We start from the raw sequence: 20594 nt of genomic DNA, 5'->3' as shown, positions 1-20594 counted from the left end.
GAGGGATATATGAATCTGTACTTGTGCGAGAAACCCAGCCAAGGGCGAGACCTGGCGCGTGTACTTGGGGCCACAAAGTCCGGTGAAGGCTACCTTCACGATGGGCGCGGCACGCAGATCACTTGGGCCTTCGGCCACCTCCTGGAGGAAGCATCCCCGGAGGATTACGACAAGGATCTGAAGGCCTGGAAGCTCGAAACGCTACCGATCGTCCCCGACAAGTGGAAGAAGAAGGTGTCACAGCGGGGCGCGAAGCAATTCAAGGTCGTCAAAGACCTCCTGAGCAAGGCCGACACCTGTGTCATCTCGACTGACTTTGACCGTGAAGGTGAAGCCATTGCCCGCAGCATCATCGAGCGCGTCAGTTTCAAGGGAGCGGTCAAGCGTCTCAAACTCAGAGCCCTGGATGAGAAGAGCATCCGTAAGGCCCTTCAGGAGATCTGTCCCGGCGAGGAGACCATCTCGCTCTATTACGCCTCCAAGGCTCGCTCTCGCGCCGACTGGTTGATTGGCATGAACTTGACCCGGGCCTACTCGCTTCTTGGGCGCCAGGCGAAAATCAAAGGCGTATTCTCCGTCGGGCGCGTGCAGACACCTACCGTGAAGCTGGTGATTGATCGGGACAAGGCGATCGGCAATTTCACGCCCTCGCCCTACTACATCCTGAAGGCGACCTTCGAGGTGCAGAACGGCAAGCTGCAGGCGACATGGCAGCCTCCGGAGCAGGTATCCGATGAACACGGCCGCTGCATCAACAAGGTCATTGGCGAGCAGTTCGCCGACGCCCTGCCAGGAAAGAAGGCGGAGGTGGTCAAAGCCGAGGTGAAGAAAGGGAAGGAGTCGCCTCCCCTGCCCTTCAGTCTCTCGAAGCTCCAGCAGCACTGTTCACGCAAGTTCAGCATGTCCGCCAAACAGGTACTCACCATCGCCCAGTCTCTGTACGAGACGCGCAAGGCGACGAGTTACCCGCGTACGGACTGTGGCTACCTGCCGACTTCCCAACATGCCGAAGCGTCGGACGTGCTTCGCGCTTTGGCGCTATCCGATCCGAGCTGCGAAGGCCTGGTCAGTGGAGCTGATATCACGATTCGCTCCCGAGCCTTCAATGACAAGAAGGTCTCGGCGCACCACGGCATCATCCCTACCGCTGCCGAGGTCGATGTATCCGCCATGAGCGAGGATGAGCGGAAGGTGTATGGGGAGATACGTCGCCACTACATCGCCCAGTTCTACTCTCAGCATGAATTCGAGCAGACCGAAATCGAACTCCGGTGTGCCAACCAGCCCTTCACCGCCAAGGGCCGCGTACCACTGAAGGCCGGCTGGAAGGTGTTGTTCAGCAACGACGACGATGATCGGGGCGAGGAGGATGCCGCTGAGAAGGAGGATGACCAGCAGCATTCGCTTCCTAAGGTGCGTCAGGGTGAGCCCGGGCAGTGTCGTGAAGCCGACATCGACTCGAAGATGACGCGGCCACCGCCCCACTTCACCGACGCCACCTTGATCGGGGCGATGAAGAACATCGCACGGTTCGTGTCCGACGACGCCTTCAAGAAGATCCTTCGCTCCACTGCCGGCCTGGGGACCGAAGCGACGCGTGCCGACATCATCGATGGCTGCGTCCAGAAGGGGTATCTGAAGCACACCAAGGGCACCATAGTCAGTACCGACAAGGCCACAGCCTTGCTGGCGCTGGTGCCTGACACCGTCGCCTCTCCTGCGATGACCGCGGGGTGGGAGCAAAAGCTCGAGGCTATTGCCACCGGCAAGGAGCAGATGGGGCCCTTCGTGCAGTACATCAGCGAATGGACGGCCGAGATCGTCACAGGGGTGAAGTCGGACACCTCCAACATCATTGCTCGTGCCAAGCCATACCTGGAGAGCCTGGAGGAAACCACTTACCCCTGCCCCGAGTGTGGCAGCAACATGTACCGCCTGCGCTCGAAAGCCAGGAAGGCGACAGCCGATCGACCCGCACGAAAGGCTGGGCACTTCTGGGGGTGCGAAAATCGGGATTGCGGGACCACTCGGCCTGACGCTGATGGCAAGCCCGGGGAGAAGCGAAGTGCCCCACCGAAACAGCAGGGGCCAGACTGTCCGAAGTGTGGCAAGGCGATGTTCATGAAGAACAGCACCAAGGCACGCAAGGGGGGCTCCAGTCAGTTCTGGGGCTGCTCGGGGTGGCCGGATTGCAAATCGACGTTGCCAGTTGGCGAGGAGAAGTCCCAAGGAGGGACCTGAAAGCGCTCTCCCTGGTTACCCATGGCAACCAGCGATACCGCTTAGCTGCCATGGGTAGTGGGCTGAGCAGAGGATCATTTTGATAACGACATTAGAAGGGGGGCGAAATCGTCCAGGTCGATACCGTCAGCGGCGCAGGATTTAGCCAGTTCATCGAGGATGGCCTTCTCCTCCGCTTCAGACGGATTAGCTCGAGCATTCACGCATCCTTGCCACCCAGAGACGGCAGCATAATGTGCCGGAGTCGTATGCTCTAGCAGAGCGCATGCAGTCTTCGTCACGTCACTTTTTCCCTACGTAGTTCATAACGGCCAGAGCGCAGCGCCCCGGGCTCGAGAATCAGTGTCTCAGACGAACTGAAATCCGGAACCCAACTTTTACGCGGCGTGCGACCTCCCAGGCCTTCCGTTGCGCATGGCCACTCTGGGAGCAATCTGAGGCGCTCCTCAGTGGCTTTTTTATGTTTTTAGATTATGGTTATAAAACTTATAGCAAACACCAGGCACGGTTGACATCACCACTTAAGTGATGCACTTAGAGCTGTATACCCTAAAAACGTAAGCAAATTATACATTATTTTACTATTCGCGCTGTAAGCGATTTCCTACGCTGTCCCCTGATTTTTCATCAACGCAGTTTTAACAGAACACCGAAAATCCCTCTCCATGGCGCCTCTGTTGCAACAGTACATGAAAAGCGCTTCCCGCCCCCCTTTGAAAGTCGGCCAAAAAACGGCGCCAAAGTAGACTTCCCGATCCCTTCACCTCCGGTAACGTTTCTCTCGTCCCTAGCGAGACACTAATCAACCGGAGAAATACCCATGCTTAGCAACGTGGTCAGTCGTGCCAAAGAAACCGTATCCGACCTGAAGACCAACGCACAGAAGTATCGCAACGCTGACTTCCTCGATGCAGCCTTGGCTGCGAGTGCCCTCATTACCGTCGCTGATGGCAGCATCGATGCAGAGGAAAAAAAGAAGACGATTGTCTTCGTCCAGAACCACGATGCTCTTTCCATCTTCGATAGCGCAGAAGTCATCCGGAAATTCCGTGATCACCTGAACAATCTGGATCCGGACAACCCGGATACAGACACCGATCTCGCCGAGATCTCCGCGTTCAGCACGATCGGCAAGGTCAAGAAGAAGGACGATCAAGCCCGCATGGTTCTTCGTCTGGCGATCGCGATTGGCGGTGCAGATGGTGAGTTCGATGAGAAGGAGAAGGCCATGGCGCTCAAGATCGCTCGCGAGCTGGGCCTCGATCCTGCCGAGTTCGAACTGACCTGAGGAGCGGGAACATGGACTTTGGCTTCCCCATGGAAGCGGTCGTGGTCCTCGTCGTTGCGGTGATCGTGTCGGTCTGGCTGGACCTGTTCGCTCACCGCAACGATTCAGAGGTGACCTTCCGCAACGCGGCAGGCTGGTCAGTTTTCTGGATCGTCCTGGCAATGGCGTTCTTTGCCTACCTGCACCAACGCTTCAGCCCAGAGGCAGCCAGCCTTTTCCTCTCGGGATATGTGCTGGAGAAAGCGCTCTCTATCGACAACATGATGGTGTTCGTCGCGATCTTTTCGAGCTTCGGTATCAAGGGAATCGCTCAGCACCGAATTCTCTATTACGGCATCGCTGGCGCACTGATTTTCCGAGCTATTTTTGTGGCTCTTGGCACGTCTGTCTTCGGTCTTTCTGTATGGGTAGAGCTTATCTTTGCTGCGATCGTTCTCTGGACAGGCGTAAAGATGCTCAAGGGAAATGACGATGGTGAAGTGGATGAAGATTATTCGGATCACTGGTCCGTCAAATTCATGCGCAAGCTTATGCCAGTCATTCCAAGAATCGTAGGCAAGCGATTTATCGTGAAAGGCGATGAGGCACGATCCATTGCTGACAAAGAAGGGATCGAACTCACTCGACGTAACGCATCGATTTACGCCACTCCCATGCTGCTTTGCCTGCTGTGCGTGGAAGTCTCAGACATCATCTTTAGCTTTGACAGTGTGCCGGCAATCATCGCAGTAACGAAGGAGCCATTCCTGGTCTACTCGGCTGTCATTTTCGCCATCCTAGGCCTGAGAAACCTCTATTTCATGCTGGCTGCAGCCGCCCAGTACCTGGTTCACCTAGAGAAAGCAGTTGCTGTCGTCTTGCTCTTCATCGCCGTGAAGCTGGCCGGTAATGCTCTCGGTCTGTTTCACATCGACCATCGAGTGAGCCTTGTCGTTGTCCTTGGCCTCATTGCCAGCGGTGTTGCCGCCAGCCTGCTCTTTCCGGGTAATAAACCGAGAGAAGCATACGAACCTGACTAACCAATAGCGCCCTAGCCCCCGTGAAGGGGGCACTCAAAAGCATCTTTCCGGTGTTTCTGAGTGCCTCTTGAAAGGCACTAACTTACTCAACACATGATGGAGAAAGACATGATCAACCTTTCCAAGGGAAGTCGCATCAACCTGTCGAAGGAAGCGCCGGAAGCCGGCAAGTTTGTCCTGGGCATGGGCTGGGATACCCGCGTGACAGACGGTGCGGATTTCGATCTGGACGCCTCTGCCATCCTGCTCGACGCCGAGGGCGTCCCCGTAGGTGGCCCTAAATCCCTGGTGTTCTATGGGGAGAAGGTCTCGCCCTGTGGTGGCGTTGCTTGCTCTGAGGACAACCGTACCGGCGAAGGCGACGGTGATGACGAGTCCATCACGGTTGATCTGAAGTCCATCTCCGATGATGTCCAGAAGGTCGTTCTGGTGGTCACCATCTACGACGCCGAGAACCGCAGTCAGAACTTCGGCATGGTCGACAACGCCTACGTCCGCATCCTGCAAGACGACAATCAAGAACCAGTGGCCCGCTACGACCTCACCGAAGACTACTCCACCGAAACGGCCCTGATTTTCGGTGAGCTCTACAAGAAAGAAGGCGAATGGCGCTTCGCTGCCAAGGGTGATGGGTTCGCCGGCAGCCTGGCTGATGTACTGAAGCGCTACGGCCTCGAGTAATCATAAGGCTGCAATAAGGCAGCAAAACCACGACTAAACCTAGAAATATTCAAAAGAAAGGAGCCATAAAAATGGGCATTTCTCTCTCTAAAGGCGGCAACATCTCGCTGAGCAAAGAAGATCCTGGCATCAAGAAGATTCGCGTGGGCCTTGGCTGGGATCCGCGTGTCACAACCGGCACCGATTTCGACCTGGATGCCAGCGCCTTTCTCCTCGATGCCGAAGGCAAATGCCATGGCGAGGGCGGCTTCATCTTCTACAACAACATGAAGTCCGCTGACGGCGCGGTCGTTCACCATGGCGACAACCGTACAGGCGAAGGCGAAGGCGATGATGAAGTCATCGGCGTGGACCTCGAGACCCTTTCTTCCGACATCGCCAAGGTTGCCATCACGGTCACGATTCACCAAGCGCGTGACCGCGGCCAGAACTTCGGCCAAGTCGCGAATGCCTTTGCCCGCATCATCAACGATGACACCAGCAACGAAGTCGTTCGGTACGACCTGACCGAGGACTACTCGACCGAAGACGCCATGATCTTCGCCGAGCTCTATCGCCACAACGGTGAGTGGAAGTTCCGCGCGGTTGGCCAGGGCTTCAGCAATGGGCTGCAGGGTCTGGTCAACAACTATGGCCTCCAGCTGGGGTAAAAGCGAGCGCGGCGCATGACTCGCACCATGCCTATTGTTCGCAATATCAGGGCCGAAGCACGGCCCTGATATACCCAAATACCACTTGGCTGAGGCAAGCGCTTTCAAGGCGAGAGTGCTTCCCTCAGTCCGCACAGGAAACGTCAGCATGAACCGAACCATGTCCCACCAGATACAGGCAGGGTCACTGGACATTGAAATTCATCAGGATGGCCACCGCCTTGAAGAGCTGGTGACGTTCGCCTCCCGCCTGAACCCTAAGCGTGGCTACCTCTTTGTTTCCCGCGTTCTAGGCAAGCATTTGCCCGTCAGGCCTTCGACCATGAACGCCATCCATGCAGAGCTTGCCGATCGTATCCAGCTGCTGGGGAATACCCCCTATGTCGTCGGCATGGCAGAAACCGCTGTCGGGCTGGGCGCAGGAGTCGCACGGCACCTGACCAACAAGTCCCATGATGGCGTCTTCCATCATACGACACGCTTTCTGGTCCCCTCCCCTTGGGTGCGGATTCGCGAAGCCCACTCCCATGCTGACACCATGCACCTCGCCACGCTGGATGAGACCCCGCGACAGGCCATTGCCACCAGCCAGGACATAGTGCTGGTCGATGATGAAGTCTCCACCGGCCGGACCCTGGCGCAGTTGGCAGAAGCCCTCCTCGCTCAACCTGAACTTGGTCAGGTCAAGCGCCTGCATATTGTTTCTCTGGTCAGCTGGCTGAGTGAGGAGGATCGGGCGCAGTTAATGACCAAGCTTCCTCCATCAATCAAAGATGTTCGCTTCGTACAGTTGATGGCCGGACGTTTCACCTTTACGCCCTATCCCGCGTATCAGGCAGTGCTCCCCAGTAATGTTGATACCGACTTCTGCTCAGCACTGATGGATCAGATCACGGGCCAGCGAAAGCTTCCTATCGAGCGCGAAGGTCTGCATGGCTTACACATCACCAATGGTGGCCCGGAGCTGCCATCTATCGCCAAGGAGCTGCTCCATCTTCCCACCACGGTAATGGGGATGGGGGAATTCCTAGACTCGCCATTCCGATTGGCACTGGCGATGGAAAGCAGCGGTGGTGATGTGGTCTTCCAGAGCTCAACCCGTTCACCCATCGCCCTCGGAGACTGTATCAACACGAAGATCGAGCATCCGGCCCCCGGGGCTCCCGATAAGCGCCACTTCCTCTACAACCCGGCACCGGGCAGGTTTCCAATGGCTAAGGACGGTCTTGGTTGGATGACGACTGCGAATGACCTCCAGGCGAGCTACAACGCCCATCACGATCTCACCAGCAAAACTTTACCTCATAGCCCCATGATGGAGGTCGTATGACCTCCAGGATGATTCTGCTTACGGACCTGGATGACACCCTTTTCACCAGTGAGCGTAACCTGCGCGATGCCGGAGAGAGTGTGGCGGCAGCTGTCGATCGCCAGGGTCAGCCTCGATCCTACCAATGCCCGCGGCAGCAACGTCTCTGGTCCGGGCTGTCAGCAATGGCCGACGTAGTGGTCCCGGTGACCGGGCGCAATTCTCAAGCCCTTGAGCGCGTCGGGCTTTTCACTTCGCCGGAGATCTCCATCGTCAGTCATGGGGCCCTTGTACTGCAGCACGGCGTCATCAATGCCGTATGGGCAGAGCGCCTGGACGAGGAGATCGAGGAAGCCCACAAGCGACTGAAACATGCCCATTCGGACCTGATGCTGGCGCTATCCAGCGGGAGCCACCAGGACCTTCGTGCCCAGGTGCTCGAGGACCACGGTGTTCCGGTTTATCTGACGGTCAAGAACAACAGGTATGAAGCCTTCAATCAGGTGACTTGGGATCTGCTGCACAACGTTGCCGAACTCAATGGCCTGTCACTGCACATCAACGAGCGGAACGCTGCTCTGCGTCCGCCCTACACGCGGAAGTCGGCGGCTTGTGCGTTCGTTCTGGACACGATCCTCGAGCGCCAGCCAGAGGACACCGTTATGACCTTCGGGGATAGCCTCTCCGACCTACCGTTCATGGGCGCCGGTGATGTCGCCATGGCCCCGACCCAAAGCCAAATCTGGAACTCGATGAAGGAGCTTGCCCAGTGACTGCCATGCTCGACCTGAAACCGATCTACGGCTCGTATTCTCCCGACGACTGCCAGTTTCTGCTGACGCCAATCGAGACCGAATTTCTCTCCATCGAGGAGAAAGAGCGTCGCATTCAAACCGGGACCGCGCACTACAGCGAGATGATTCACCGCGAGCCGGCGCCAAGCGACACCTATCTCGATATGTTCGAGACCCTTTGCGAGCGCTATGCCCATCGTATGGCAGGCGAGGTACGCCTGCTGGCGCGGGAGCTGGTAGCGGAGTATGGCCCGTCGGAGCGTCCTCTCACCCTGGTGAGTCTGGTCCGCGCCGGCACACCTGCCGGAGCGCTGCTGCGCCGCGCGATCACCGAATACGAGGGCCAGCCTTGCCATCACTACAGCATCTCGATCATCCGTGATCGCGGCATCGATGCCGCGGCTCTGGATTACTTGCTGGACACGGCAGGCGTGGATCCGCAGCGCCTCATCTTTGTCGATGCCTGGACAGCCAAGGGTGTCATCACCCGCGAGCTGCGTCATGACATGGCGCGATACAACACTGCCCGCAAGGCCAAAGGCAAAAGCCTCATCGCAACCCGCCTTGCCGTGATCTCGGATATCGGTGGAACGGCAGACTACGCAGCGACCTGTGAAGACTATGCCATCCCCAGCGGCGTGCTTAACGCCACCGTGTCGGGGCTGGTCTCTCGCTCGGTGCTCAATGAGCAAATCCCCGAAGGGGCCTTCCATGGCTGCGTCGTCTACGACGAGCTCGCGGAGCAGGACCACAGCCAGGCTTTCATCGAGCGGATAGCGGCCCAGTTCCCGGCCGTTGATCTCGATGCACTTCCGGGCCTCCAGGAAAGCTCTCGCCACCGTCAGCAAGCGCTGATGAAAGAGATGCTGACTCAGATCCAGCAGGACTATGCGATCGAGGACATCAACCATGTGAAGCCAGGGGTGGCAGAGGCCACCAGGGTCATGCTTCGCCGAGTGCCGGCCCTGCTGATCGTGTGCGATGCCAACCATGCCGACGTGGCTCACCTGTTGCGGCTCGCCGAGGAGAAGTCGGTGCCGGTGGTGGAAGACTCCCGCATGCCCTTCCACGCCTGTTCCCTGATCAAGGTCATGGCTCAACAGGAGGTCGTGTGATGCGCGACGTTCGGTACGAACATCTCGGCGCATCGCTGTATGTGCCGGCGACCCACAAGGACCTGGCCGGGATTCTGGCGCATGGCCGCGACAATGCCCGCTCACTGATTTTCTGCACTGAGGATGCGGTTTCACCTGAGACAGTGACGTGGGCAGTCAGCCGGCTGGCCAAGGCTCTGCGGGACTCCCCTGCTCCGGAACACTTCTTGCGGTTCGTGAGACCTCGTAATCCCTTTGTTCTGAATCAGTTGCTCAGTGCGCCGGGAGTCATCGATGCCATCGACGGCATCGTGATTCCGAAGTTCGACGCCACATCGGCCGGCGACTGGCAGAAGGTCCTCGAGCAGCACAACCCTGCGTTGCCCGTGATGCCGACGATCGAGACCGCGGACATTTTTACTGAGGCCGGCACGCTCAGCACGCTGGGCGCTATTCAGCAGCTGCAGAACCCTGTCCCGTGCCTGCGGATCGGTGCCAATGACCTGCTCGGCACTATCGGTCTCAAGCGCCAGCCCGGCCAGACCATTTACGACACCCCGTTGCGGGGCGTCATGGAGCGCCTGATCACTCTTGCCCGGCCGGCCGGCTTCGAGATCTCAGCACCGGTCTGCGACCTGTTCGGTGAGCCCGAAACACTCTCTCGCGAGGTGGCTCAAGACATAGCCTGGGGCCTGTGGGCCAAGACCTGCATCCACCCGCAACAGATCGAAATCGTGGAGACCCTCCTCTCCAAGTCGCTCCGGGAGCAGCACCCACAAGCCAGCGCCCTGAAGGAGCGTAGTGAAGCCGTGTTCCAGGCCAATGGCCAAATGCTCGAGCAAACCTGCCACCAACACTGGGCGAAGCGCGTTTTTGCCCTCCATGCCGCAATCGCTCAATAGAAAAGGCCCCACCATGATCAATCTGACCAAGCCGGATGAGACGGCTTCCATCGACCTTTCCAAGGGCAACGAGGATCTCGTCGTCAAAGCCCAATGGGTCGATAACGACGACGGCAAGGACAACGACGACCTGGATCTTCGCTGCACCATCCTGATGCCCGATCAGAAGGCCTATCTGGTGGATGGCGAGTACCGCGGCAGTCTTCAGGCCATGCCCTTCACGGTCCATCACGGTGACGTGCAAAGCGCCAGCATCGATGCGCCAGGGGAAGAGGTCATCACCGTGGCCCGCAACATCGCCAAACAGGCAGGCGGGCCGGTCGCGCTGTGCTTCAGCGTCTACTCGGCCCTGGCCAATGGCAACGTCAGCGTGGCCGAGCTGCAACCCAAGATGAAGATGAGCTATGGCAGCCAGGAAGTCGTGTGCCAGTACGACTTCAACCGCGACGCGCAATCCAAGCGTTCGGATATCTACACCTACGTCATCGGCTACGCGATCGTCACTGAGGAAGAAGTGATCCTCGCTCCGTCGGGTAAGACCGCCAAACCCGGACAGGAAGAAACGCCGTGGCTGTCATGGCAGGGCGACTCCCTCGAGGTCGATATCACCGGTCCCGCTGTGTTCAAGGGCGCCCAGGCTTCCAAGGCCGCTCGGTATAACAAGAGCCACCGCATCTCTCACCAATACGAGAATGTGCCCCAGGCGACCCCGCAAAAAGGCTTTTTCAACAACCTGCTGGGCTGAACGGCCCACTTGGATAACCCGTCGTGGCCAAGTGGCCACGACTCACTGCAAGCAATAGGAGCTTCAAGATGGCGATCAATCTCTCCAAAGGCCAGCGCCTCTCTCTGGAAAAAGAAGACAGCCCCCTCACCCGTATCGAACTCGGCGCCAACTGGGGCGCCATCACCAAGAAGGGGTTGTTTGGCAGCCGCACTCAGGCGGTGGACCTGGATGCCTCCGTAGGGCTCTTCGATGAGGCGGGTAAGCTGCTCGACAAGGTGTACTTCGGCAAGCAGAAATCGAAATGCCGGTCCATCCTGCACTCTGGCGACGACCGCGTGGGTGACACCGGGGGCGACGACGGCGAAGACAACGAGGTCATCACCGTCGAGCTGGGGCAGGTTCCCGACAACGTCCATCACATGGCCCTGGTGCTGAATTCGTTCAACCATATCGACTTCGAGAAGATTCCTCATGCCAGCGTGCGTATCCATGATGGCAAGGCCACTGGCAACGCCTCGGTCTTCGCTCAGTTCGACGTATCCAACGATGCCAGTTTCTCGGGCAAGGTCAGCATGATCCTCGGGGATGTGTACCGTCACAACGGCTCTTGGAAGTTCCGCTCTATTGGCGAGGCCATCGGAGCACGCGATCTGAATGCCACCCTCTCCGCCTTCGCTGAGCAGTACCTGTAATCGCCACCCCGCAGCAGCTCGGCTTATGGGCTGCTGCCCCTCCTCCCCACTTCCCTCCCACGCCACGCACTTTCTCGGAGCGTGTCGAACCTGGCATGGCGACAGGATCCCTATTAGGGTTCTGGATAAACATCGTCCTTGTATAATGAAGGCATGACGAATTGACCCATGGAGGGATCCCGATGTTTAACCTGGCTTCATACGTATTTGGCCTGGCCGGCTATATCGCGGTTACACCCGCATCTCACTTCCTGGACTCACTCGAGTACAACCAAACCACCGCTCTTGGCGTGGGCATTATGGTGGCAGTGCTGTTTCAGCAGTTCATTCATGTGACCAAGGGCGAGAACCAACCGACTGAGCTGTGGGGAAGCTCCAAGCCTCACGGTGCTGCTGTCGCTCGAGGTATATCCGATGACGACTGGGATCCGCTTCACCCGGATCGCCTTTGGGAGCATGACGTTAATCGGCGGACCAACCCCGCCTACAGCTTCCGCGCGGACAACATCCATCACTCGAGCCATGGCAACGACGGTTCAAGCCCCTTCGACTAAGCGCGCGAGCATGGGGAGCCCCCTCCCGTCGTCATCAGCTCCCAGAACCGGCCCTTGCGGCCGGTTTTTTCATGTCAGGAGCTTGAGCGTAGCCACCGCTGAAGGCGCGAACACACCTGCGATGTACGAAACCGCGGACGTGACGGAAAAGGCGGGAAGGCGCCTGCTGCGGTGGCACAGTTCCTTGGCCAGGACGAACCCGAGAGGAATCAGCAGGTAGGAGGCGATAGTCTGGACGGTCAGAGCGATGATGCCTACCAACGCTCCGAGGAGTACCCAAAGGGGAGCCGGGGATTTGGACATGGATGCCTCATGGCCGGGAAAACAGTGTCCCGGTTATACCACGACAGCAGTTGGCAGGACTCCCCTGGACAAGGGCTGGTGTCAGTAAGACTCAAATACGGGGCCTATGCGGGAGGGGTTGGAGACGGCGTGGGCACGAATAGGTGCCCACGCGCTATCCACCCGCGTTGTCGCCACCGGAGCGGGGGCCGGTCATGTAGGCTCATCAGACCTGGCTAACCGATTATTCCTGTTGCCGACCTCCTTTCAGGAGGCGTGGCCACAGACGAGATCGGCTCACTCGTGCTGCTGCTGAGTTCATATCTCACGCTGCCTTGAGGCCTCTGACGGTCGATTTTCCGGCTTATGCGAAGACGGCTGGCTGCCCGCCTGCAGGGCCTTCACACGATCCGCTGGCGTAGGATGTGTCGCAAAGAGGTTGAAGCTCGGCTCGAAGGCGACTTTCAGGGCAGTGAACAGGCGCACCCCGGGGTCGGCTCCGGCCACTTTCGCGGCAAACTGGTCAGCGCGGTACTCCATGTCCCGGCTGGCCCAGCGATCGAACAGAAGGAAGACGCTGGTGCCAATCTTGCCTCCGATCCGACCCACGAACATCAGGCAGGACAGCAGCCAGAAGATCGGCATGAACAGATAGCGGAGGACGGGCAACGTGGCGATCGTGTGTACCATGGCCACAATCGCAAAACGCTTCACTCGCTCGACCAGATAGATGCTCCGCATGGTCAGCATCCAGGCAGTGCCCGACACCGTATCTCCATGGGCGATGTGGCCCACCTCATGCGCCAATATCCAGCGGACCACATCATCGGGGGTCTGCTTCAGGATGCCCTCACTGATCACCAAATGATGGCCTCGAAGCGGAGAGGACAACGCGAAGGCGGCCACGCCCGGCACCGGTAGCGTCCAGAGCTGGATGCGGCGCCCTACCCCGCTCTTGCGTCCGATCCCGTTGATATAGCTTTGCAGCGGCGCATCATGAGGCACCTTTCGCGGGATCACCCGACATACGGAATGCACCTTGGCACGGACGGGCACGGCGAGATGAACCAAGGCTAACCCCGCGATGCTGAGCATCATGGCCAGCCCCGTCATTCGGACGATCCAGATCGGACCAGGGTAGGACGGTATCCGCTCCCCAGACCAACTGAGAGGCGGATATCCTGCAAAGGTCCCGAAGATGTGCACGTTGGGGATGACCGGGAACATCCCGTCGAACCACTGGTACACGACCTTCCAGCCGATCAGCCATAGTGCCAGGGGGGCCGAAACGACGGTAGCGATGCAGATGCCAATACCTATCGAGGCCCCGACTAGCCGCACGAGAGCGGGAATGGTTTTCACTGAGAGCCCTCGTTATCGATTAGCGATCCTTTCCACCTTCTCGCGCCGCTCCCGCCTCCAGCCGGCGAAACCCCGGTATGCTCGATACACCAGGTAGAGGGCACCAATCACGATCGCTGCCTTGAAGGCTCGGACCACGCCCTGATAGGCGAAAGCCAGCAACAGGATGCCTAGGGTGGCTGCGATGAGATAAAAGTAGCGTTTAGCGTTCATATACAAATCCTATTCACGTTACCAGGCCGGCCCCGGACCTTCCGACTGAATGGGAAGGACCCTTTTGCGTAATTTCACAGCGACCCACGCTGAAGCTTGCAGGAAGAAAAACACTCCGGCACAGACTGCTAGTTCGATTACGATATTGGTCGCTTCTGGCGCTTGATAAATGCCTACAAAGTAAAAACCAGTAATAGCCACCATATTAGCCAAGTAGTCCCATAACTTATTCGCCTCCCTGAGCGGCTTATTTTTCGCCGCACGATATTGAGCCCCTAGGTTAATTGACCTCTCCCGCACGGGATGGCTCGAAGGACGCCGTTTTTTGGCACTCTTGCAATCAGTCACAGATGGCCTTCAGGTCGCGGGATCGAATGGTGAAGTCATCAGACACCCTGACCCAGGCCTGCACATACGCTTCACGCCCGGCGTTGGCTGAATCCCGGTTTACGATGGGGGAGTCAGCAAGCTCGACATAATCAACGTCCTCAATCAGCTCTTGCGCCACCTCGATCATGCGCCGTGGCTCCGGAGTGGACGCCTCATGGTGCGCTACTGCTGCGACACAGGCTTCCCACGCGCTGGCGAAATTGACACTTGCGATATAGGTCCCGTGGGTATCTTCAACAAACCACTCTCTGCTGAGCACCCCGTCTTTACGGGGAGCCGGCACCACGGAGTAGCCCGGGGCAGGAGTGAACCCTTGCGTATCGTGGGGATCGAGATCAGCCAGCGCCTCCGTTATCACTGGGGAAATATTGCAAACCCGGCGTACGGCCTTCACGGCTACCATAGGAGGGCATAGCACAAGTTCCGGAACGTCATGTACATTACCAAGGTAGATTGGAGTGAAAAGTCCCGTTTGGCTTACAGCCCAGCATCCTCCATCAATAAGCTCATGGATTTCCACACCGGGGGCAGAACGCCAGCCGAGCTTTGTCGCATCGCTTAAAACTGAGTGAGACATATCAATATCCTAATCGCTGGAAAGTATGTTATAGAAGATCTTGCACAGCCGCTCTAAGAAATAAGGAGAGCTATCCTTACTCCTCAACAACATGAGTGCTATAGCGAACGGTTACGTGCGTCGTGAAGGAAAAGGTCTTGTTACATTCTCGACACTCCATAGACTCCTTGGTGTCATCCGTTACCATCGACTCCTCCACTTTATGAAACTCGCAGCCACAGTGAGGGCATTGAGGAAAATCTTGATTGACCATGCCGGGAATGAAATCTTGCATTTTACTCCTGTAACTCTCGTTATCTTCAGCTAACCAATTGCAGAATGTCGTGAATGCCAACTTTCTCTGTCTTCAGTCGATTCCCACGAGGATCATGAACACCAAGATTGACCCGAGGAGAGACATCCGGCCGGTGCTTAATCAACTGGCTCTTAGCGGCCTTGAGCGCCTCGGCTTCATTAGCGGCGAAAACGGTGGCCTTCCAGTGGACCCGATACACATGGCCGCCTGGGAGAGACTTGTTAAGCTCTGGTGCCAGGCAGTTGGCACGATAGCGATACTTCTTCTTGGTCTGGCCGCAATAGACTGAAAAATCATCGTGGTCACTAACATGGAAGTGCGATGCCCAAAGGCGACGAACCGCATTCTTCGCACTATCTGCCTTAACGGTGGCTGACCACTTTAGCTCAAACTCTTTGACACGCGGAATGCTACTCTCATGGGATTCAGCAGTATCAACGAAGCCCGCTTCACGCAGATCGATTAGACTCATAACGCCCCCTGAATGTTTACTGACTCCACTTTATCGCCAATCTTTAAATCGGGAAGTCTACTTACCGGGGCGCCAGATACTTAAAAACAGTTATGTTAAAACTTTCAAGCAGTGACGGATCTCTGTTTCAGTGTTTCTTGGAAGTGGCATCTCACACTTGGTCACACAAATAAAAACGCCGCCTTGCCAAGTTGACAAAGCGGCGACTCTACTTGGCCGTATAAATCAAAGATTACGACATGAGCCTATCCATGATTGCCCGAAAGGTTGAGACGTAGCCCGGGAAGGTGTCGATCCCTCGGGCATAGATATAGTAATCGACATACCTTTCTGTCAGATCCTCACCGGGGCGAATTTCGAGTCCGGCATCCCTGAGAGCCTTCTCCAGCAGGCGCTCAACCGTCTGGCAGGCCTCGTCGCTCCCTTGGCAGATCGTGCTACCGCCCGTCCCTGAGTTCTTCACTATGACCTGCATCGCCCCAATGCGGAGGACGCCTGACAAGGCGGTTGTTTCTTCAGACATCGCCGGGTAGGTCTTGATGTTGGCCTTCAGATCGGCAAGCGCCTCCACTTCCTTGATCGGCGTAGACGGCTCCACATCCCGAGGAAACAACGAGACTTTGACATGTTCTCCAGAAGCTTCCTTGGTAAGGAACCATGGACTCTTGCCGCCTTTCTCGCAGAGGAGGACCGCTCCTTGCTTGAAGGTATGGCCGTCATCGAGTGTTACATCTTCTTTGAGCTTGTAGAACGCGCCCTTTTTGATCGCTGGCGCATCTTCTGCGTCTAGCCCAACCGCCTCTGCAAGTTTCTTTGGCACTTCTTTTTTATCTGCCTCTTTCACAAGGGAAGAAATGTACTCTGCGGACCCATCAAACCCCGAGACCTTGCCATCTTTCAATGAGAAGAACGCCATGGTGGGGCGCTTCCCTCCCTTAATGCAAAATAGCACTGTTCCTTTCTCTACCACTTCCCCTTCTGCAATCTCGAAATTACTCACTGATTTATAGACACCGTTCTTACGAATTGCCATTTTGCTATCCTTCCATTGTCTTGTGGAGCAAACTTCACAACCCCGTTAGTGATGCAAGGAAAATAGCAACGGTCGGAGAATCCGGAACCCTTCCTCAGAGACTACCGCTCGGCGCACTTCAGTTGCATAAATACAGAAATCATGGTCGCGCCCTCTTTAAGCGATAAATTAGAGAGCTTTGAGTTGGGTTCTGGATCTCAAGCTGCAGTGTAGGATGTCGATAACAAGATTACCCCTAGAAATGGAACGACAGATAATGGGCAAAGAAGAAGTTATGTTGACTCAAAGAAAGCGCGCCGCGATGGAGCTGGTGCTGTCGTATAACCGCATGCAGCGGGTATCGCAGGGGTTGTTGGGCGATGTAGTAGAGGCTTCGCCAGCGATGGATCCACACAACCCACCGCCGCTGGAAACCATTATCGAACACATCAAGCATCTGGCGAATGATCTCCAAGGGAGTGGTGGGGCTTATGCCGAGGGAAAATGAACTCCTGCCACAGGAGTTGGTCTCGATGCCGAGCCGTGAGACGTGGCGCCGAGTAGCCAGCCAACACCCGCGTGACTTTTCTTCTCGTGCCGGTCATGCCAAGCAAGCCTTTGCGGATGTTTTCGGGCTCATGCAGCCAGGCGATATGGACTTCATGTCTCTGCCTGCTTCTCCCCGGGAGCGTGCGGCTAAACTGGGCACCTTGCTCGAACAGACCCGCCGCCAGCTTGTCACGATGAAGTCCTCGTATGCTCGCCTGCACGAACAAGGGCCCTGGGCGATGCGCAGAGACGACCTTTTCAAGACGGCTGCAGGACCTCTGAGGGCCTACTCGCTGGCCTTGGAACATCACTATCGACGACTGGAGCATTTGGTGATCAAGGCGAATCGACTGCGTGCCTATCTGGATGAGACCGAATCTCGGGCTCTCCGGCAGCATCATAAGGAAGGTGGCAGGTGAGGCCTGTAGCAAGAAAACGACGAGTGACATGGAGGCGTGTCGCCAAGGCGTCTGCCGACCTGATCAGGGTGCCCGTCGTGGCGTCAGCGATCGCGGTGGTGCCGCAGGTGGCTACTGGCGCCAGCAACACTGCCCCGGCAACCTTCATGGATGCGGTAGAAGGCTTCGTCATACCCGAACAGGTGCAAGCCAACGATCCCTGGATGCACATCGATCTGGTAAGCCGGAATCTGGTGCTGCTGCGAGGCCAGCGCCGAGTTGAGGCGATCCCCTACATCGCCTATGGCAAGGGAGGCTATCGGCGACTGAGGATGCGAGGCAGTCAGCAAACCCCTGTTGGCCGATTCCGCATCCAGAGGGTCAACCACCAGAGCAAGTTTCGGACGTTCCTGGAATTTGACTACCCGACGCCAAACGCGGCGTGGGCTGCGAATGCCATGGGGCTGCTGAGCGATCGGACCTACCGTGGCTTTCAGGCATACCGCGAAAAGCACGATGCCTCACCTCCCGATACCCGGCTCGGTGGTCATATCGGGATCCACGGCCTCGGAAGCTCACCCGAGTGGATACACAAGCGCCGGGACTGGACGGAGGGGTGTATCGCCGTGACCAATAACGAGATCGATCTCATTGAGCGCTGGCTGGATATTGGCTCGACGGTGGTGATCCGCGGGTAACGGAGGGGCTTAGCCCCTCCTCCGCGGCATCGAGTCATCAGCCTCGTTCAGTCTCCTGCAGCGCCATGAAGCACTTCGCGGATCATCTCGATGCGCTTTGGCCCCATCCCCTGGACCTTGCGTAGCTCAGCGTCAGAGGCCGCGACTATGGTCGCCAAAGAGCCAAAGTAATCCGATAAGCGCCGGGCCAGATTGGCACTCACACCCGGCAACGTCTCTCTGCGCCATTTACTTTTCCCTCGAGTACGAAGGAGAGCTGGTCACGCTGCTGCCGAGGTTTCTTGCCTCGCAAGGGCGGCTCGTATCCCAACCCAGAGCGATCGTGAGTCGCTAGCTTGAGGACCATATAAGCAGTATGCGTGAGCGAGTAGGTGGTCAGGACGTTCATTTTCTGCAGGGTGATCAGATAGGACAACATGCCATCGACCGCCTGGTCGAGCATGCCCCGAGAGTGCTCATGGGCGCAGCCTTCGAGCAACACGATGGGGACAATATCCTCCGCGAGCCGCATCTTCTCACTCTGGAAAAATAGGCGGTGATCATCATCAACCACCGAGGCCTCGAAATCCGTCCTCGCTCCAGTGTCGTTGCAGCACTTCCGCTCGATGACGTATTGAGTGCTCTGCCCCTAGATCTCGATATCCCCGAGCGCCAGCTCCACTCGCTGACAGCCGGGTGCTCGGGCGAGAGCGTGCAGGGGATCGGTTGCTGGGAGACGAGCCAGGCTTCTTTGCGGCCCCCCTGCCCTGGGCTGCCGGCTGCGCGGCTGCGTACTGCTCGAACACGGCGAATGGCACGTCCTCGATATTGTCGCCGTCGGCTAGAAGCCCCACGTCCAATAGAGTGCCTTCAAGATCGGCGCGGTATGCCGTGGCCACGCTTAGCTGGACACCATCACCATTGGGCTGCACGTAGGCTTTCTCACCCTTGGAGAGGAACGGCAGGTCATTGAAATATGCCCGCCTGACACGGGTATTTCTCGGGTGCTGCCAGATCCCTATGCGCATCACTGCGTCCTTTTGGCGTGAATTGCTGAAGGATAGCGTATCCCCGCCGAGAACGGCGCGGCATATAGTCCGCATCGACATTCGCCGGCATGGGGCAGCATCAACGATTGTCGTTGTAGAGACCGTGGCGCTCATTGCATTGAGTGAAGTAGTCCGTACCGATCATCATCGGCACATACTCCAAGCCGTTCCCTAGATCACCTGCGTGTCCAAATATGAGGCTGCCATCAGGTCTTTTTCCAACCTGCTCTGCATAGGACGCTGGCAGAGTTATATCCAGGATTTCCATACTGGGAAGTGTGAGCCACACATGAAACTGGCGGATATTTTCCTGGCACCCCTCTTCGAGATGTGCTCGAAAGTCTTCCTCCTCACGGAAAAAGTAGGTGTCATTATTTCTCAGATCGCGGACATGGCCGATCGTCACCACCGGCTCTACACCAATGATCCCGCGCAAAACTGGCGCCACAATCTGATGCACAGGCAGGCATTGATTAACCAAATCCTGCGAGGTCCACTTACTGGAAAGCGGCTGCAAATCTGCAATAAAGCTATGCATGGCTTCATTAGTCAGCAGCGGGCCAGAGGGATTGTTTGGCGCGAAAGCTGGAAGCTTCAACCCCAGTCGCAGCGTGCGCTCTTGAGCCTCCTTGAAGTATTCGAGGTATGACACATCGCATCCTTGTCTAATAATGGCTTTTGGGGTGGTTTGCTGGCTTTGTCAGACGACCTTCCGACTCTGCCCCAGGCTCTCGGCCTTCGCATGTGCCGCTCGCAGTTGCTCGCATGTCCAGGGCGCTCGCCCCACGACTCGACACTGCCCGACCCCGACAATCAGGGCCTGCGGTCCACTCAGCGCCAGGTGTGTCGCTTCATTGCGCGGACAGAACGCCATCGACGATTCGTAGCCTGCGCCGAAGATCTCCTCCAGCCCAGTATCCGTGGCCATCTCGGTCTCGGTCAGCATCTTCATGTAGGCTGCCACTCTGTAGAGCTGTTCCTCGACCTGCCCGTGCTGCACCAGCGCTCCGGCACACGGCGCGATCGTAGTGATATCGGCGCCTAGATCACTCTTCCTCTCTGTTCGCATTCAGTCCTCCTCCTTGTGTCATGACGGCCATCTTCTCACGTTCGATGGCATTCGATTCTTCCAGTGCATCGGCCAGCCTACCAAGCTCTTGAGCAATTTTTGGCATCGTAACTTCGTAGTGGCGACGACCTAACATGGTTCGGAAAAACTCGGGCATTGCTTTTCTCCTTCCTGTTGACGGCACCAACTTAGCAAGTCGCTTTCGATCGGGAAGGCTGCGGAGGAAGAAAATCAGGGAAAGGCATGGGAGCGGAACGAGGCTGGCGCCTAGCCTCGCTCAAAATTGGCTCAAGGGTTA

Annotated in this window: 26 protein-coding genes; 15 read left to right on the top strand and 11 right to left on the bottom strand. The window is 57.3% G+C overall.

Annotated elements, in window-relative coordinates:
• The first annotated feature begins 9 nt into the window (after positions 1-9).
• The 12 genes from Q2K57_RS17740 (at position 10) to Q2K57_RS17685 (ending at position 11951) form a co-directional block, all read left to right on the top strand.
• On the top strand, positions 10-2241 hold the full coding sequence (locus tag Q2K57_RS17740) for a DNA topoisomerase 3 (protein ID WP_304526946.1): 2232 nt from the start codon (positions 10-12) through the stop codon (positions 2239-2241).
• 820 nt (positions 2242-3061) lie between these two features.
• Positions 3062-3529, top strand: coding sequence for a tellurite resistance TerB family protein (locus tag Q2K57_RS17735; protein WP_304526945.1), 468 nt, complete (start codon positions 3062-3064; stop codon positions 3527-3529).
• An 11-nt stretch (positions 3530-3540) separates the two neighbouring features.
• Positions 3541-4548 (top strand): TerC/Alx family metal homeostasis membrane protein, encoded by a 1008-nt coding sequence (locus tag Q2K57_RS17730; protein ID WP_304526944.1) that lies wholly within the window; start codon positions 3541-3543, stop codon positions 4546-4548.
• A 108-nt stretch (positions 4549-4656) separates the two neighbouring features.
• On the top strand, positions 4657-5229 hold the full coding sequence (locus tag Q2K57_RS17725) for a TerD family protein (protein WP_304526943.1): 573 nt from the start codon (positions 4657-4659) through the stop codon (positions 5227-5229).
• Positions 5230-5300: 71 nt separating this feature from the next.
• Complete coding sequence (locus tag Q2K57_RS17720; protein WP_304526942.1) at positions 5301-5879, top strand: TerD family protein; 579 nt, start codon at positions 5301-5303, stop codon at positions 5877-5879.
• Between the two features lie 148 nt (positions 5880-6027).
• A complete protein-coding gene (locus Q2K57_RS17715) occupies positions 6028-7209 on the top strand; it encodes a phosphoribosyltransferase domain-containing protein (RefSeq protein ID WP_304526941.1) in 1182 nt (393 codons plus the stop codon).
• Positions 7206-7961, top strand: coding sequence for a hypothetical protein (locus tag Q2K57_RS17710; RefSeq protein ID WP_304526940.1), 756 nt, complete (start codon positions 7206-7208; stop codon positions 7959-7961). The genes Q2K57_RS17715 and Q2K57_RS17710 overlap by 4 nt, the downstream gene beginning before the upstream one ends.
• 5 nt (positions 7962-7966) lie before the next feature.
• A complete protein-coding gene (locus Q2K57_RS17705; protein WP_304526948.1) occupies positions 7967-9097 on the top strand; it encodes a cysteine protease StiP family protein in 1131 nt (376 codons plus the stop codon).
• Positions 9097-9978, top strand: coding sequence for an aldolase/citrate lyase family protein (locus tag Q2K57_RS17700; protein ID WP_304526939.1), 882 nt, complete (start codon positions 9097-9099; stop codon positions 9976-9978). The genes Q2K57_RS17705 and Q2K57_RS17700 overlap by 1 nt, the downstream gene beginning before the upstream one ends.
• Positions 9979-9991: 13 nt before the next feature.
• Entirely contained in the window at positions 9992-10723 is a 732-nt protein-coding gene (locus Q2K57_RS17695) for a hypothetical protein (protein ID WP_304526938.1), read from the top strand.
• Between the two features lie 68 nt (positions 10724-10791).
• Positions 10792-11397, top strand: a complete 606-nt coding sequence (locus Q2K57_RS17690; protein WP_304526937.1) for a TerD family protein — start codon at positions 10792-10794, stop codon at positions 11395-11397.
• A gap of 182 nt (positions 11398-11579) precedes the next feature.
• A complete protein-coding gene (locus tag Q2K57_RS17685) occupies positions 11580-11951 on the top strand; it encodes a hypothetical protein (RefSeq protein WP_304526936.1) in 372 nt (123 codons plus the stop codon).
• A 69-nt stretch (positions 11952-12020) separates the two neighbouring features.
• On the opposite strand, the gene Q2K57_RS17680 is transcribed toward Q2K57_RS17685, so the two are convergent.
• The 6 genes from Q2K57_RS17680 to Q2K57_RS17655 form a co-directional block, all read right to left on the bottom strand.
• Positions 12021-12254 (bottom strand): hypothetical protein, encoded by a 234-nt coding sequence (locus Q2K57_RS17680; RefSeq protein WP_304526935.1) that lies wholly within the window; start codon positions 12252-12254, stop codon positions 12021-12023.
• 297 nt (positions 12255-12551) lie between these two features.
• Entirely contained in the window at positions 12552-13595 is a 1044-nt protein-coding gene (locus tag Q2K57_RS17675) for a M48 family metallopeptidase (RefSeq protein WP_304526934.1), read from the bottom strand.
• Positions 13596-13607: 12 nt separating this feature from the next.
• Positions 13608-13808 carry a hypothetical protein gene (locus Q2K57_RS17670; protein ID WP_304526933.1) on the bottom strand — a complete coding sequence of 67 codons (201 nt, stop codon included), beginning with the start codon at positions 13806-13808 and terminating at the stop codon, positions 13608-13610.
• 340 nt (positions 13809-14148) lie between these two features.
• Positions 14149-14775, bottom strand: coding sequence for a hypothetical protein (locus Q2K57_RS17665; protein WP_304526932.1), 627 nt, complete (start codon positions 14773-14775; stop codon positions 14149-14151).
• Between the two features lie 299 nt (positions 14776-15074).
• Positions 15075-15542, bottom strand: a complete 468-nt coding sequence (locus Q2K57_RS17660) for a hypothetical protein (protein WP_304526931.1) — start codon at positions 15540-15542, stop codon at positions 15075-15077.
• Between the two features lie 232 nt (positions 15543-15774).
• The gene (locus tag Q2K57_RS17655; RefSeq protein WP_304526930.1) at positions 15775-16575 is read right to left on the bottom strand and encodes a hypothetical protein; all 801 of its coding nucleotides are present in this window, start codon (positions 16573-16575) and stop codon (positions 15775-15777) included.
• Between the two features lie 256 nt (positions 16576-16831).
• Between Q2K57_RS17655 and Q2K57_RS17650 the strand changes: the two genes are divergently transcribed.
• The 3 genes from Q2K57_RS17650 (at position 16832) to Q2K57_RS17640 (ending at position 18199) form a co-directional block, all read left to right on the top strand.
• Positions 16832-17062 (top strand): hypothetical protein, encoded by a 231-nt coding sequence (locus Q2K57_RS17650; RefSeq protein ID WP_304526929.1) that lies wholly within the window; start codon positions 16832-16834, stop codon positions 17060-17062.
• 25 nt (positions 17063-17087) lie between these two features.
• The gene (locus Q2K57_RS17645) at positions 17088-17522 is read left to right on the top strand and encodes a hypothetical protein (RefSeq protein WP_304526928.1); all 435 of its coding nucleotides are present in this window, start codon (positions 17088-17090) and stop codon (positions 17520-17522) included.
• Positions 17523-17599: 77 nt separating this feature from the next.
• Positions 17600-18199, top strand: coding sequence for a L,D-transpeptidase (locus Q2K57_RS17640; RefSeq protein ID WP_304526927.1), 600 nt, complete (start codon positions 17600-17602; stop codon positions 18197-18199).
• Positions 18200-18246: 47 nt separating this feature from the next.
• Here Q2K57_RS17640 and Q2K57_RS18425 read toward each other — a convergent pair whose 3' ends face one another.
• The 5 genes from Q2K57_RS18425 to Q2K57_RS17620 all read right to left on the bottom strand — a co-directional run bounded on the left by Q2K57_RS18425 (position 18247) and on the right by Q2K57_RS17620 (position 20453).
• Complete coding sequence (locus tag Q2K57_RS18425) at positions 18247-18402, bottom strand: helix-hairpin-helix domain-containing protein (protein ID WP_369700321.1); 156 nt, start codon at positions 18400-18402, stop codon at positions 18247-18249.
• Positions 18399-18752 carry a hypothetical protein gene (locus tag Q2K57_RS17635; RefSeq protein WP_304526926.1) on the bottom strand — a complete coding sequence of 118 codons (354 nt, stop codon included), beginning with the start codon at positions 18750-18752 and terminating at the stop codon, positions 18399-18401. Before Q2K57_RS17635 ends, Q2K57_RS18425 begins: the two co-directional genes overlap by 4 nt.
• A 554-nt stretch (positions 18753-19306) precedes the next feature.
• Positions 19307-19879 (bottom strand): hypothetical protein, encoded by a 573-nt coding sequence (locus tag Q2K57_RS17630; RefSeq protein WP_304526925.1) that lies wholly within the window; start codon positions 19877-19879, stop codon positions 19307-19309.
• A 48-nt stretch (positions 19880-19927) separates the two neighbouring features.
• Entirely contained in the window at positions 19928-20296 is a 369-nt protein-coding gene (locus tag Q2K57_RS17625) for a hypothetical protein (RefSeq protein WP_304526924.1), read from the bottom strand.
• Positions 20274-20453, bottom strand: coding sequence for a hypothetical protein (locus Q2K57_RS17620; protein WP_304526923.1), 180 nt, complete (start codon positions 20451-20453; stop codon positions 20274-20276). Before Q2K57_RS17620 ends, Q2K57_RS17625 begins: the two co-directional genes overlap by 23 nt.
• Positions 20454-20594 lie beyond the last annotated feature (141 nt).

This window comes from Halomonas sp. I5-271120 (genome assembly GCF_030553075.1).
Classification (GTDB): domain Bacteria; phylum Pseudomonadota; class Gammaproteobacteria; order Pseudomonadales; family Halomonadaceae; genus Onishia; species Onishia taeanensis_A.
Note: the sequence above shows the minus strand (reverse complement) of the source record. Positions and strands in the feature narration are given on the sequence as shown.